General features: G+C 68.2%; 13 protein-coding genes. 6 read left to right on the forward strand and 7 right to left on the reverse strand.

Annotated features, from left to right (window positions below):
• Positions 1-241: 241 nt before the first annotated feature.
• Both A5773_RS05305 and A5773_RS05310 read right to left on the reverse strand, forming a co-directional pair.
• The gene (locus A5773_RS05305; protein WP_066958136.1) at positions 242-1,297 is read right to left on the reverse strand and encodes a putative zinc-binding metallopeptidase; all 1,056 of its coding nucleotides are present in this window, start codon (positions 1,295-1,297) and stop codon (positions 242-244) included.
• Entirely contained in the window at positions 1,290-2,219 is a 930-nt protein-coding gene (locus tag A5773_RS05310) for a transglutaminase family protein (RefSeq protein ID WP_231989245.1), read from the reverse strand. The genes A5773_RS05305 and A5773_RS05310 overlap by 8 nt, the downstream gene beginning before the upstream one ends.
• Positions 2,220-2,320: 101 nt before the next feature.
• Here A5773_RS05310 and A5773_RS05315 point away from each other — a divergent pair, with 101 nt between their 5' ends.
• Positions 2,321-2,710, forward strand: a complete 390-nt coding sequence (locus tag A5773_RS05315; RefSeq protein ID WP_067264747.1) for an MmcQ/YjbR family DNA-binding protein — start codon at positions 2,321-2,323, stop codon at positions 2,708-2,710.
• Positions 2,711-2,715: 5 nt separating this feature from the next.
• Here A5773_RS05315 and A5773_RS05320 read toward each other — a convergent pair whose 3' ends face one another.
• The 3 genes from A5773_RS05320 to aspS are packed head-to-tail and all read right to left on the reverse strand — an operon-like array spanning position 2,716 to position 6,009.
• The gene (locus A5773_RS05320) at positions 2,716-3,762 is read right to left on the reverse strand and encodes an aromatic acid exporter family protein (RefSeq protein ID WP_067789867.1); all 1,047 of its coding nucleotides are present in this window, start codon (positions 3,760-3,762) and stop codon (positions 2,716-2,718) included.
• Positions 3,763-3,787: 25 nt separating this feature from the next.
• Positions 3,788-4,231, reverse strand: coding sequence for a nitroreductase family deazaflavin-dependent oxidoreductase (locus tag A5773_RS05325; RefSeq protein WP_067789849.1), 444 nt, complete (start codon positions 4,229-4,231; stop codon positions 3,788-3,790).
• Complete coding sequence (aspS, locus tag A5773_RS05330) at positions 4,228-6,009, reverse strand: aspartate--tRNA ligase (RefSeq protein WP_156744732.1); 1,782 nt, start codon at positions 6,007-6,009, stop codon at positions 4,228-4,230. The genes A5773_RS05325 and aspS overlap by 4 nt, the downstream gene beginning before the upstream one ends.
• Positions 6,010-6,066: 57 nt before the next feature.
• Between aspS and A5773_RS05335 the strand changes: the two genes are divergently transcribed.
• From A5773_RS05335 to A5773_RS05350, 4 genes are all read left to right on the forward strand, one after another.
• A complete protein-coding gene (locus A5773_RS05335) occupies positions 6,067-6,966 on the forward strand; it encodes an oxidoreductase (protein WP_197505459.1) in 900 nt (299 codons plus the stop codon).
• Positions 6,967-6,975: 9 nt separating this feature from the next.
• Complete coding sequence (locus A5773_RS05340; protein ID WP_067264736.1) at positions 6,976-7,479, forward strand: SRPBCC family protein; 504 nt, start codon at positions 6,976-6,978, stop codon at positions 7,477-7,479.
• A 9-nt stretch (positions 7,480-7,488) separates the two neighbouring features.
• Positions 7,489-8,364, forward strand: coding sequence for a neutral zinc metallopeptidase (locus A5773_RS05345; protein WP_067209729.1), 876 nt, complete (start codon positions 7,489-7,491; stop codon positions 8,362-8,364).
• A gap of 190 nt (positions 8,365-8,554) precedes the next feature.
• Positions 8,555-10,168: an MFS transporter gene (locus A5773_RS05350; protein WP_066958117.1), complete on the forward strand. Its 1,614-nt coding sequence runs from the start codon at positions 8,555-8,557 to the stop codon at positions 10,166-10,168.
• Between the two features lie 15 nt (positions 10,169-10,183).
• On the opposite strand, the gene A5773_RS05355 is transcribed toward A5773_RS05350, so the two are convergent.
• Positions 10,184-10,627, reverse strand: a complete 444-nt coding sequence (locus A5773_RS05355; protein ID WP_066958114.1) for a hypothetical protein — start codon at positions 10,625-10,627, stop codon at positions 10,184-10,186.
• Positions 10,628-10,744: 117 nt separating this feature from the next.
• Here A5773_RS05355 and A5773_RS05360 point away from each other — a divergent pair, with 117 nt between their 5' ends.
• Entirely contained in the window at positions 10,745-12,340 is a 1,596-nt protein-coding gene (locus tag A5773_RS05360; protein WP_066958112.1) for a metallophosphoesterase family protein, read from the forward strand.
• Here A5773_RS05360 and A5773_RS05365 read toward each other — a convergent pair whose 3' ends face one another.
• The gene (locus tag A5773_RS05365) at positions 12,341-13,372 is read right to left on the reverse strand and encodes an Rv2578c family radical SAM protein (protein WP_066958110.1); all 1,032 of its coding nucleotides are present in this window, start codon (positions 13,370-13,372) and stop codon (positions 12,341-12,343) included. It lies immediately after the preceding gene.
• Between the last annotated feature and the right edge of the window lie 171 nt (positions 13,373-13,543).

Consider the following 13,543-nt stretch of genomic DNA (forward strand, 5'->3'; position numbering starts at 1 on the left):
CGATCTCCTCACGACTACTGACACCCACACCTCAAACCCTACGAACACCCACCGACAAAAAAGACCACATTGTGACCAAAGAAACCCAAGTGACACAAGGGATTACAGATAGAAAGTCACACGTTCGACGCCGCCGGATCCATGGCACCTCCCGGTAGCGGTGCGGGTCGGGCAGTCGCCGGCGACGCACCATACGCACCAACACCAGGACCGCCGTGATGGGAAAGCACACCGTCGCGGGCTAGCCCGCGATAGCGGCGGGCCCCCGCGACTCGGAGGTCACCTCGTCGACCACGGTGTAGATGAACTTCATCTTCTCCAGCACCGCAACCGGCAGCACGAACGGGTACAGGTCGTCGTGGCCCATCGATCGGTTCACCATGTTCAGCGACCACGACAACGGCAGCCACATGTCGATGATCATCTGAAAAGCGCTGGGGCCCAAGGCTGGTCGGTCGAAGGTGGCCGACGCCGACGCGAAGCCGCACCACGCCGAGGTGTCCAGCGTGTCGCGGATGTGCAGGTAGTGGGCGAACGTCTCGGCCCAGTCCTCGGCGGGATGCATGGTGGCGTACGACGACACGAAGTCTTCCTGCCAGTCCTCGGGCGGCCCCTCGCTGTAATGCCGGTCCAGCGCCTCCTGGTAGTCGGCGTCGGGATCACCGAACAGCTCGTTGAACCGCGCCAGGTAGTCGCTGGACGGGGCGATCAGCCGGTAGAAGTAGTAGTGCCCGATCTCGTGCCGGAAGTGACCCAGCAGGGTGCGGTACGGCTCCTCCATCTCCACCCGCAGCTGCTCGCGGTGCACGTCGTCGCCCTCGGCCAGATCCAGTGTGATGACGCCGTTGTCGTGCCCGGTCATCACCTTCTCGTGCGCGCTGGACAGCAGATGGAAGGCCAATCCCTGCTCGGAATCTTGATCGCGCCCGATGATCGGCAGCTTCAGCTCGTGCAGCTCGGCGATCAGCCGCCGTTTGGCCGCCTCGGCTCGGGCGAACTCCGCCAGGCCGGCGGCGTCGGAGTCGTTGGGCCGCACCGTGGTCAGCGCGCAGGACGGGCACAACAGCCGCGGATTGTTGATCGGCACCAGCCAATTGCATTCGGCCAGCTGAAGATTGGCGCATAGCTGATACTCGGCGGCGTCCACGAAACCGGCGTGCTCGCCGGCGTTCTCCTCGGCGATCACCAGCAGGGCCATTTGCTCGAGCGAAAAGCCCAGCGCGCTGCCGCAGTTCAGGCAGGTGGAGTTCTCGAACATCAGGCGCTGGCCGCAATTGGGGCAGTTGAAGTCACGCATGGAGCACATCCCCCTCGAAGGGCACCACGTCGACCGCAACGTCGATCACGCTACGTTCGGAATCGGTGTAGATGATGCCCCGCAGCGGCGGCACGTCCGCGTAGTCGCGGCCGCGTCCGACGATGATGTAGCGCTCGTCGACCAGCTGATCGTTCGTGGGGTCCAAACCCAGCCATTCGAACTGGCCGGGCTCCTGCGGTGTCCACACCGCCGCCCAGGCGTGGGTGGCGTCTATACCGATCATTCGATCCTTCCCCGGTGGCGGGTCGGTGGCCAGGTAGCCGGACACGTAGCTGGCCGCAAGACCGTTGGCGCGCAGGCAGGCGATCGCCAGCCGTGCAAAGTCCTGACATACCCCTTCCCGGGCCGCCAGAACCTCATTGACCCCGGTGGAAATCGTCGTCGACCCGGAGCGGTAGGTGAAGTCGGCGAAAATCCGCGACGCGAGGTCGCGCAGCACGTCGACCAGCGGGCGCTCCGGGACGAAACTGGGCGCCGCGTATTCGCGGACCTCGTCGGTGATCTCGGGCGGGTTGAGATCCAGGGTGAATTCCGCGGCGAGCGCTCCCCTGCCCCCCGTCGGGCGGGCCGCCTCCCACGGTTGCACCGCCGGGCCGCTGGTGTAGCGCCCGGGAGCCGGTGGATACACGTCCACGATGGAGTCGCTGGTGACGGTCAGGGTGTGATGCGGCTCCGTGACGTGGAAGTACGAGCTGATGTTGCCGTAGACGTCGCTGCTGGTGGAGACGTCGGCGGGCGCGGGATCGATGGTCAGCTCGTGCACGATGCACCGCTGCCGCATCGAATCCCGCGGGGTGAGGAAGCCGCGGCCATACGAGCTGGTCACGACGTCGGAGTAGCGGTACTCGGTGCGGTGGGTGACTCGATGGCGGCGGGCGGCCCCGGCGTCGGCTGCAGACACAAGGCTGATCACATCACACCGGGCCATCCCACGCCGTCCGCGGCGCAAAACCGTTTGCCGATACGGCGGCACGCGGGCGAAACCGGGAGCACAATCGAGATGTGGCCACGTGGTACGACGTCGCCCGCATCGTTCGTGAGCTGGCACTCACCTCGGAGCCGTCACCGCATGAGTGGCGGGTCGGTAAGAAGTTGCTGGCCTGGGAGCGACCGTTGCGCCCTTCCGAACGCGAGGCGCTGGAACACGAAGGCCTGGAACCGCCCGACGGCGAAATTCTCGGCGTGCGGGTGTCCGACGAGGGGGTCAAGTTCGGGCTGATCGCCGACGAGCCGGACGTGTATTTCACGACGCCGCATTTCGACGGCTACCCGGTGGTGCTGGTCAGGCTCGCCAAGATCGCGGTCCGCGACCTCGAGGATCTGATCACCGAGGCGTGGCTGACGCAGGCCCCGAGGAAGTTGGTCCAGGAGTTCTTGGCCGACTCGCGCTGACTCGGTCACACGTGCCGAAGATCGATGACCCGTTGCAGATCGTCGACACAGGCGCTGACGACGTCGGCCAGGATCAACTGGGTTTTCTCGCGCGCGGCTGACTGCAATTCCGAAGCGTGATGACGCGCGGACGCGGCGTACGCGCACGCGCCGGCGGGATCGCGGTCGGCGAGAGCGGTTCCGGCCCCCAGCACCACCAACACCGTGTGCACGGGCCGCGGAAGCCCCTCGCGGAAGCCGTCGGCGTTGTTGGCGACGGCGCGGGCGAGTTGCAGCACCGAACCGGCCAGCAAGGCCACGTGCACGGCCTGATGGTCGGCGGCCTCGACGGTGTCCCGCAGGCCCCAGCGTCGCGGGGCGATGGTGACGACGTGGCGGGCGGTGGTGCGCGCCTCCAGCAGTCCGCTGAGCTGCTCGTGCACTCGGTCGACGGCCGTCAGCGGCCAGTCGGGAGGGGGTGCTCTGCGCCCGGCGGCGATGTCCGCGGCTCGCGACAAGACGTCGTGCAACACGCTCAGCACTCCGACGCGGGCGGTGCGCAGCAGCTGCAGCGGGTCGGCGGGGAACAGCAATACGGCGAAAACGATGGCCACCGCGCCGCCGATCAGCGCGTCGAAGATGCGTTCCAGGCCGACGCCGCCGCGGTAGAGGGCCAGCACCAGGATCGCCGACACCACGGTCTGGTTGGCGAACATCATCCCGTGCCCGATGAAGCCGCCCCCGATGAAGACCGCGGCGCCCAGCGCGACCAGCGCGGCGACTCCGATGGGGAGCGCCCCGGGTCCCAGCAGGCCCTGCACCACCGAGCCGACCCCGATCCCCAGGGTGACCCCGACCATCATCTGGACGGCGCGTTGCGCGCGCAGCACGTTGCTCGTCGACAACGACACCGCCGCGGCGATCGGCGCGAAGAACGGCTGCGGGTGCTCCAGGAGATCGTGCGCGAGGTACCAGGACAGGCCCGCGGCCACCGCGGTCTGCACCAGGTTGAACCACACCACACGCAGCCGTTTGAGACCCGCGCGGGCGGCGGCGAGAGCCGCGGGAGCCATCGTCCGCCGCAAGGTGCCCACGGGCCTAGGTGCGCTGCAACTCGAACAACGGAATGACCCGGCTGGTCTTGGACTGGTATTCGGCGAAGCCGGGGGCGGCCGCGGTGACCTTCTCGAAGAGCGCGTCGCGCTCGTCGGACGGCAACTCGCGCGCCGTGACGGCGAACTCCTGCACTCCCTCCGGGGCGCCGATCTCGACACGTGCCCGCGGGTTGGCCCGCAGGTTGTGCACCCACGCCGGGCTTACCGGGGAACCGGCGAAGGAGCCGATGATGATCAGCTTGCCGTCGATGCGGAAATAGGCCAGCGGCGACACCCGCGGCTCGCCGGACTTCGCGCCGGTCGTGTGCAGCAGCAGCAGGTTGGCGTTCTCGAACTGGCCGCCCACCTTGCCGCCGTTGGTCCGGAACTCGTCGATGATGGCGCTGTTGAAGTTGTTGATCGTCGCGGTGTCAGGCATTTCGGTCATGCCCGGTCAACCTTTTCTGGCTTGGCGTCTATTCCGGACTCCTTGCGCTGCTGGGCGGTGATCGGCGCGGGCGCATCGGTGAGCGGGTCGACGCCGCCGCCGGTCTTCGGGAACGCGATCACCTCGCGGATCGAGTCCACCCGGGACAGCAGCGCGTTGATGCGGTCCCAGCCGAAGGCGATCCCGCCGTGCGGCGGCGCGCCAAAGGTGAACGCCTCCAACAGGAATCCGAACTTTTCTTCCGCCTCGGCCTGGTCCAGGCCCATCACGGCGAACACCCGCTCCTGGATGTCGCGCCGGTGAATACGGATCGAGCCGCCGCCGATCTCGTTGCCGTTGCAGACGATGTCGTAGGCGTCGGCCAGCACGCTGCCGGGATCGGTGTCCACCACGTCGGAGTATTCGGGTTTGGGCGAGGTGAACGCGTGATGCACCGCGGTCCAGGCGCCGGAGCCGACGGCCACGTCACCGGCGGCGGTCGCCTCGTCGGCGGGCTCGAACAGCGGCGGGTCCACCACCCAGACGAACGCCCACGCGTCGGGGTCGATCATGTCGAGCCGGCTGGCGATCTCCCCGCGCGCGGCACCCAATAAGGCGCGCGACGACTTCGGCGGCCCGGCCGAGAAGAAGATGCAGTCCCCTGGCTTCGCCCCGACGTGCGCGGCCAATCCGTCCCGTTCGGTGTCGCTGAGGTTCTTGGCGACCGGGCCGGCGAGCGTGCCGTCGTCGCCGACCAGCACGTAGGCCAGCCCGCGGTGCCCGCGCTGCTTGGCCCAGTCCTGCCAGCCGTCCAGCGTGCGCCGCGGCTGCGACGCCCCGCCGGGCATCACCACCGCACCGACGTACGGTGCCTGGAAAACTCGAAATGTGGTGTCGGAGAAGAACTCTGTGCACTCGACGAGCTCGAGCCCGAACCGCATGTCCGGCTTGTCGGAGCCGAACCGTCGCATCGCATCCGCATAGGTGATCCGCGGGATCGGCGTTGGGACCTGGTATCCGATCAACGCCCACAACGCGGTCAGGATCTCCTCGGAGATCGCGATGATGTCCTCGGCGTCCACGAAGCTCATCTCCATATCGAGCTGGGTGAACTCGGGCTGACGGTCGGCCCGGAAATCCTCGTCGCGGTAGCAGCGGGCGATCTGGTAGTAGCGCTCCATCCCGGCCACCATCAGCAATTGCTTGAACAGCTGCGGGCTCTGCGGCAGGGCGTAGAACGAGCCGGGGTGCAGCCGGGCCGGCACCAGGAAGTCGCGCGCGCCTTCGGGCGTCGAGCGGGTGATGGTCGGTGTCTCGATCTCTGCGAAGTCGTGGCCCGCCAGCACCGCACGGGCGGCGGCATTCACGTTGGAGCGCAGGCGAAGTGCCGCGGCGGGGCCATCGCGGCGTAGGTCGAGATAGCGGTACTTCAGCCGCAGCTCCTCGCCGGCGGGTTCGTCGAGCTGGAACGGCAGCGGCGCGCTGTCGCCGAGCACGGTCAGGGAGGCGACGTTGACCTCGATGTCGCCGGTGGCGATCTCGGGATTGGCATTGCCTTCCGGGCGGATCTCGACGACGCCGGTCACCGCGACGCAGAACTCGGCGCGCAACCGGTGCGCCTGGGCCAGCACCTCGGCGTTGCGGAACACCACCTGCGCGATACCCGAGGCGTCGCGCAGGTCGATGAAGATGACCCCGCCGTGGTCGCGGCGGCGAGCCACCCAGCCCGCGAGCGTCACCTGCTGCCCGGCGTCGCTGCTTCTCAGCGAACCGGCGGCGTGGCTGCGCAGCACAAACACTCCTTTTTCAGCGGGCTTTGGACGAGTGACCAGTCTAGAGGAGGTACTTTCGGACCTATTGCCACCAACCCCCCAACCGAAATCGCACTAGTCGGCCCCGGGGCCGTCGGCACGACGGTCGCCGCGCTGCTGCACAAGGCCGGGCACGCGGTTCAGGTATGCGGCCGCACGGCCCGGGAACGCATCGAATTGCGGCCCGACGGCGCGGATCCGATCGTGGTGCCCGGCCCGGTGCACACCGATCCCGGCCAGGTCACCGGCCCCGTCGACGTGGTGGTGCTGGCGGTCAAGGCCACCCAGAACGACGCCGCCGCCGGATGGCTGGCGCGCCTCTGCGGCCCGCACACGATCGTCGCCGTGTTGCAGAACGGCGTGGAGCAGGTCGAACAGGTGCAGCCGCATTGCCCGTCGTCACCGGTGGTGCCCGGGATCGTCTGGTATTCGGCCGAGACCCAGCCCGAGGGATGGGTCCGGCTGCGCACCGAACCGTCCCTGGTGCTGCCCAGCGGGCCGTCGGCGCAGACGCTCGCCGAGCTGCTGCGCGGCGCCGGCTGCCGCGTCGAGTGCGATCCCGACTTCATCACCGCGGCCTGGCGCAAGCTGCTCACCAACGCGCTGGCCGGGTTCATGGCGCTGTCCGGGCGGCGGTCCGGCATGTTCCGCCGCGACGACGTGACCGAACTGTCGCGACGCTACGTCGCCGAATGCCTGGCGGTAGCCCGCGCCGAAGGCGCCCGGCTGCCCGACGGCATCGTCGACGAGTTGGCCGGCATGTTTCGCCACGTTCCCGAGGACATGGGCACCTCGATCCTGGCCGACCGGGAGAACCGTCGGCCGATGGAATGGGACATCCGCAACGGGGTGATCATCCGCAAGGCCCGCGCCCACAACTTGGCGACGCCGATCAGCGACGTCGTTGTGCCGTTGCTGGCCGCGGCGAGCGACGGCCCCGGCTAGATTAATTCCATGTTCCCCTGCGAGCGCGTCGGCCTGGGCTTCATCGACACCGCGCCTTTCGTGTTCCGCAACAGCGTCGATCTCGCCATCGCGCCCGAGCAGCTGTTCGAGGTGCTCGCCGACGCCCAGGCGTGGCCGCGCTGGGCGAGCGTGATCACCAAGGTGACCTGGACCAGCCCCGAGCCGCGCGGTGTCGGCACCACCCGCGTCGTCGAGATGCGCGGCGGGATGGTCGGCAACGAGGAGTTCCTTGCGTGGGAACCGTTCAGCCACATGGCTTTTCGGTTCAACGAATGCTCTACCCAAGCCGTCGCCGCGTTCGTCGAAGACTACCGGGTCGAAGTCATCCCGGGTGGTTGCCGGTTGACGTGGACCATGGCGCAGAAGCCCGCGGGCCCGGCCAGGCTGGCGATGTACGTGGTGGGGCCGCTGCTCAATCTGGGCCTTCGCCGGTTCCTGCGAAACCTGCGCAGCTACACCGACGCCCGCTACTCCGCGACCCAGCAACATTAGGAGCGTGCCATGAGCTTCAACGAGGGAATGCAGATCGACACCAGCACCGCGTCCTCCTCGGGTGGGGGCGGCATGGGGATGGCCATCGGGGGCGGCGGCCTCGGCCTGCTCATCCTCATCGGCGCCCTGTTGCTGGGCGTCGATCCGGGCCGCGTGCTCAACCAGCAGGGAAACACCAGCGGCTACTCGGCGCCCGGGTTCGACCTGAGCCAGTGCAAGACTGGGGCCGACGCCAACAAGTACGTGCAGTGCCGCGTGGTCGCCACCGGCAACTCCGTGGACGCGGTGTGGCATCAGCTGATGCCGCGCTACACCCGGCCGCACGTGCGGCTGTTCACCGGTTCGGTTGACACCGGCTGCGGGCCGGCTACCACCGCGGTGGGCCCGTTCTACTGCCCGGTGGACCAGACCGCGTACTTCGACACCGACTTCTTCCAGGAGCTCGTCGACAAATTCGGTTCCAGCGGTGGGCCGTTCGCGCAGGAGTACGTCGTCGCCCACGAATACGGCCACCACGTGCAGCAACTGCAGGGCGTCCTGGGCCGCTCCCAGCAAGGGGCGAAGGGCGCAGGCGGCAACGGTGTCCGCACGGAATTACAGGCGGACTGCTACGCGGGCATCTGGGCGCACTACGCGTCGACCGTCAAGCAGGAGAGCACCGGCGTCCCCTATTTGCAGCCCTTGAGCGACCAGGACATCCAAGACGCCCTCTCGGCCGCGGCGTCGGTGGGCGACGACCGCATCCAGAAGGAATCGACCGGACGGGTCAATCCCGAGTCGTGGACGCACGGTTCGTCGGAGCAGCGGCAGCATTGGTTCACCGTCGGCTACCAAACGGGCGACCCGAAGCAGTGCGACACATTCTCCGCCCCGAGCCTCGGCTAGACCTGATGGCGGCGGCCCGCTTCGCCCGGCCCCGCCGCGCTCGCGACCGCCGCTAGACCTGATGGCGGCGGCCCGCTTCGCCCCGCTTCACGGGTCGTAGCCAGTCCCCCGGCGACGATGCCGATCCGCCATGCGCACGTCGGGTGCGTGTCTTAGACTTCTACCCCGCCGCACGACGCGAAAGGCTCGTATGTCGGATCTGACGCAGGAGCGCACCGACACCGCGGAGGTGTCGGTCTGGGCGCCCTTGCGCAATCAGGTTTTCCGCGCCCTGTTCATCGCGCAGTTCGTCTCCAACGTCGGAACATGGATGCAAAGCGTTGCGGCGCAATGGTTTCTGGTCGAAGGTCACAGCAGCGCCACCGTCGTGGCACTGGTCCAGACCGCGAGTCTGGGGCCGACGCTCCTGTTGGGATTGTTCGCCGGCGCGCTCGCCGACGTGTTCGACCAGCGGCGGCTGCTGATGGTGCTGCAGTCGTATGCGGTGGTGGTGGCGCTGGTGCTGGCGGGACTGACCTACTTTGGCCGACTCACCCCGACCGCGCTGCTGCTGTTCACCCTGGCCATCGGCGTCGCCTCCGCGCTGACCGCGCCGGCCTGGCAGGCGATTCAGCCCGAGGTCGTTCCGCGCGAGCAGATCACGGCCGCCGCGACTTTGGCCAGCGTCTCGGTGAACATCGCCCGGGTGGTCGGACCCGCCATCGGCGGCGTCGTCCTGGCGTTGGTCGGTCCAGCAGCGGTGTTCGCGATCAACGCGATCTCGTTCGTGGGCATCATCATCGCCCTGGCGGCCTGGCGGCGGCCGAAACAGATCGCGCCCGTCGAACGAGAACACCTCGGCCAGGCGATCCTCACCGGGTTGGCCTACGCCGTCAACGGCCCGATCTTTCGCAGGATCCTGCTGCGCGCCGCCCTTTTCGTCTTCCCCGCATCGGCCCTGCTGGCCCTGTTGCCGGTGGCCGCCGCCGACACCTGGCACCTGCGGGCCAGTGGCTACGGTATGGCGCTGGGCGCCATCGGTTGTGGCGCGGTGCTCGCCGTCGCGGTCCCCGCACCGTTACGCCAGAAGCTGCCGCCCAACACGCTGCTGGCCGGTTGCGCGGCCGCGTACGGGGCGGCCACGCTCGCGGTGGTTTGGCTGCCGTTCGCCGCGGCGGCGCCCTTCCTGGTGTTGTCGGGGATGACCTGGCTGATCACGCTGACGACGTTGAACGCCGCGGCGCAGCTGCATTTGCCGCGCTGGGTCCGGGCCCGGGGGTTGGCGATGTACCTGCTGGTCTTCACGGGCTCGCAGGCGGTCGGCTCGTATCTCTGGGGTGTGATCGCCACGCGGGAAGGATTGGGTGTGGCGCTGACCTTGTCGGCGGCGTTGCTCGGCGTCACCGCTCTCAGCGTCGTGCCGCTCGGGTTGCGGCCGGAAACCGGGAAGCTCAGCCGCGATATTTCGCGGGCATGGCCGTCGCCGATGGTCGTGTTCGAACCGTGCCCGAACGACGGACCCGTGCTGGTGACCGTCCGCTATCGAGTCGTCACGGACACCCTGCAGGACTTCGTGGAGGCGATGAGCGCGGTCAGGCGCTCACGGTTGCGAACGGGAGGCCATAGCTGGGGGCTCTACCACAGCCTGGAACATCCCGACACGGTCCTCGAGAGGTTCACCGTGCCGTCGTGGACCGAATTCAGCCGGCAACACACCGAACGCTGGCTGGAGTCCGACCACGACGGGGTGACGAGGGCGGTGGGCTACACCGTCGACAACACGCGGCGGCACGAGTACTACCTCGCGTTGCGCGTGCACCGATAAGCGGCTGCTACCGGTTCACCAGGGCCGCGTCGAGCAGGTGACGCCGGTGGTGGCGCTCTGCGTCACCACGACCTGGCCGTCGACGGCGATCTGGCACTGAATCTGTGGCATGTTCGACGAATCGCAGTCCGGCCAGTGACACCCGCCGCTCGCGTTCACGAACGCCCATTGATTCGGGTCGGCCAGGGTCGTGTTGTAGACGAGCGGCTGCCCCGCGCTGAACGCCGTCTGCACGCTGTTCAAGTACTGCGACGAGTTGGCGTTGAAGGCCGCCTGGCTGGGCGGATCGGTGTTCATGTAGCGGACGTTGCCGGTGAGATTGCCGGTGGCGGTGATGGTGTAGGTCACCTGGTGGCCGGCAGGGTCCGCAGATGAGGTCGCGGGCGTGACGGCCAGCACTGCTGCTGCCGCAAACGTCGCCACTGCGACCCCCGTGGTCACTATTCGCACGTTCGTCATATCGAAAACGCTACCCAATTCGTTACGGGGCTACGCCTGGAAAGGGCCGCCGGATTCGCCCGGCCGCGCCGGGCGCCCGTTCCGCGGACGTTCACCGCGCTCGGGTATGAAGCAGGAGTGGTCGACGATCCCGCACACCGTGACGGCCCTGAACCGGCCCCCGGCATCAGCCGCCGCAGGCTGTTGACGACCAGCGCGGTCTCGGCCGCCCTCGGGGCGGGCGTGGGCGGCGGGGCCGCCATGTTGTGGTCGCACCCCAGCGCGCCCGCCCCCTGGTTTCAGCCGAGCCGCAACGGCGCCCCACCGGTGACGGGACTGCACCTGCAATTCGGCCGGCACGCCGGCTCCGAGGTGGTGGTGTCCTGGCACACCGTGGACGCCGTCCGGAATCCACGCGTCATGTTCGGCACGCCGGCGTCGGGCCTCGGGAAGACGGTGGCGGCCGAAACCCGCACCTACCGCGACGCCAAGTCCAACACCGAGGTTCGGGTGAACCACGCCCGCCTGACGAACCTCACCCCAGACACCGACTACGTATACGCCGCGGTGCACGACGGCGCCGAGCCGGAGATGGGCACCATTCGGACCGCCCCGTCCGGGCGAAAGCCCTTTCGCTTCACCAGTTTCGGCGATCAGTCCACGCCGACGCTGGAGAGGCTGCCTGACGGCACATACGGCACCGACAACATCGGGTCGCCCGCATCCGCCGACACCACCCTGGCGGTCGAGCGGATGGCGCCGCTGTTCAACCTCGTCAACGGCGACCTGTGCTATGCCAACCTCGCCCAAGACCGCATCCGCACCTGGTCGGCCTGGTTCGAGAACAACACGCGGTCGGCGCGTTACCGGCCCTGGATGCCCGCGGCCGGCAACCACGAAAACGAATTAGGCAACGGCCCAATCGGTTACGGCGCCTATCAGGCGTACTTCGCGGTGCCCGATTCGGGATCGGATCCCGAGACCCGCGGCCTGTGGTACTCGTTCACGGCCGGCTCGGTGCGGGTGATCAGCCTGAACAACGACGACGTGGCGTTTCAGGACGGCGGGAATTTCTACGTACACGACTACTCTGGCGGAGAGCAAAAGCGTTGGCTGGCAAATGAACTCGCCGCAGCACGGCGCGACCCCGACATCGATTGGATCGTCGTGTGCATGCATCAGACGGCGATCTCCACCGCCGACAAGGCCAACGGCGCCGACCTGGGAATCCGCGAGGAATGGCTCCCGTTGTTCGACGAGCACCGGGTCGACCTGGTGGTGTGCGGCCATGAACACCACTACGAGCGGTCGCACCCGTTGCGCGGCACGCTGCAGAGCGACACCCGAACGCCGATACCCGTCGCCACCCGCGACGACGTCATCGACTCCACCAAGGGAACGGTGCACGTCGTCATCGGCGGCGGCGGCACGTCGGCACCCACGAACGGGTTCTTCTTCCCCGAGCCGCGCTGCCGCGTGCTGACCGGAGTCGGCGCCTTCGACCCGGGGCTCGGACGCAAGGCGCCGATCTACGTCGTGGAGGACGCGCCCTGGTCCGCCTTCCGCGACCGGGACAATCCCTACGGCTTCGCGGCGTTCGAGGTGGACCCCGGTGAGCCCGGCGGCAATACGTCGATCAAGGCCACGCACTACGCGCTGAGCGGGCCGTTCGGCGCGGTGACCGTCGTGGACCGATTCACCCTGACGAAGCCGCGCGCCGACCGGCCGACTTAGTCAAAACAGCTTCGCCTGAAGGGGTTCCGGCTCCGCCGGGGTTACCGCGACGGGCTGGCGGAACGAACGCTCGTCGCCGCCCAGCCGGTATTTCGCGACCAGCGGCGCCGCCCGCTCCCGCAACATCTCGCGGTAACCGGCCGGCAGGTAAGCACCCCGCCGGTACAGCTCGCGATAGCGGCCCACCAGCTCGGGATGCGAGCGGGCCAGCCAGGACATGAACCAGCCGCGGGTCGAGCCGCGCAGGTGCAGCCCGAAGACCGTCACGCTGGTGGCCCCCGCGGCCGCGATCTGGCCGAGCAGTCGATCGAGGTGCTCTTTCGAGTCGGTCAGGTACGGCAGCACGGGCGCCACCATCACATGGCAGTCCAAACCGGCCTCGCGGATCGCGGCGATCAGGCCGAGCCGCGCCTGCGGTGTGGGCGTGCCGGGCTCGACGTCTCGATGTAGGTCCGCGTCACCGACCGCCAGCGACACCGCGACCGAGAGCGGAACCTGCTGCGCCGCAGCCGCGATCAACGGCAGGTCGCGGCGCAGCAGTGTGCCCTTGGTCAGGATCGACAGCGGTGTCCCGGATTCGGCGAGGGCGGCGATGATGCCCGGCATCAACGCGTAGCGCCCCTCCGCCCGCTGGTACGGGTCGGTGTTTGTGCCCAGCGCGACGGTCTCGCGGCGCCACGACGGCCGCCGCAACTCGCGGCGGAGCACCGCGACGACATTGGTCTTGACGACGACCTGGCTGTCAAAATCGTTGCCGCAGTTGAAGTCCAGGTATTCATGCGTCGGCCGGGCGAAGCAATAGCGGCAGGCGTGCGAGCAGCCGCGGTAGCCGTTGACGGTGTACCGGAAGGGCAGGGCGGAGGCGTCCGGCACCTTGTTGAGCGCGGACTTGCACAGCACCTCGTGAAAGGTGATCCCCTCGAACTGCGGGGCACGCACGCTTCTAACGAACCCGATCCGCTGCAACCCCGGCAGCGCCCCGTCCTCGACGGGCTGCCCGTTGACCGCGACGGCCTGGTCCGCCCAGCGCATGACCTATTCGAACATTAGTTCGATATAGAGTCAAGCACCGCGTCGGGTCAGATGTGGCGGGGCATCTCGGCGGATTTCGGATGGGGTGCTTACGGCGGCGGGGGTGGCAGCTCGGGCCGCCAGGTGAAATCCGACAAACGGCCGCACTCCCGCACGAACCGCGACGATCTC

The organism is Mycobacterium sp. 852014-52450_SCH5900713 (genome assembly GCF_001667075.1).
GTDB lineage: Bacteria > Actinomycetota > Actinomycetes > Mycobacteriales > Mycobacteriaceae > Mycobacterium.

Coding starts and splice junctions, on each gene's coding strand:
- A5773_RS05305 (WP_066958136.1), bottom strand. CDS start 1,297: ATGCGTGACTTCAACTGCCCCAATTGCGGCCAGCGCCTGATGTTCGAG.
- A5773_RS05320 (WP_067789867.1), bottom strand. CDS start 3,762: ATGGCTCCCGCGGCTCTCGCCGCCGCCCGCGCGGGTCTCAAACGGCTG.
- A5773_RS05325 (WP_067789849.1), bottom strand. CDS start 4,231: ATGACCGAAATGCCTGACACCGCGACGATCAACAACTTCAACAGCGCC.
- A5773_RS05340 (WP_067264736.1), top strand. CDS start 6,976: ATGTTCCCCTGCGAGCGCGTCGGCCTGGGCTTCATCGACACCGCGCCT.
- A5773_RS05345 (WP_067209729.1), top strand. CDS start 7,489: ATGAGCTTCAACGAGGGAATGCAGATCGACACCAGCACCGCGTCCTCC.
- A5773_RS05350 (WP_066958117.1), top strand. CDS start 8,555: ATGTCGGATCTGACGCAGGAGCGCACCGACACCGCGGAGGTGTCGGTC.
- A5773_RS05355 (WP_066958114.1), bottom strand. CDS start 10,627: ATGACGAACGTGCGAATAGTGACCACGGGGGTCGCAGTGGCGACGTTT.
- A5773_RS05365 (WP_066958110.1), bottom strand. CDS start 13,372: ATGCGCTGGGCGGACCAGGCCGTCGCGGTCAACGGGCAGCCCGTCGAG.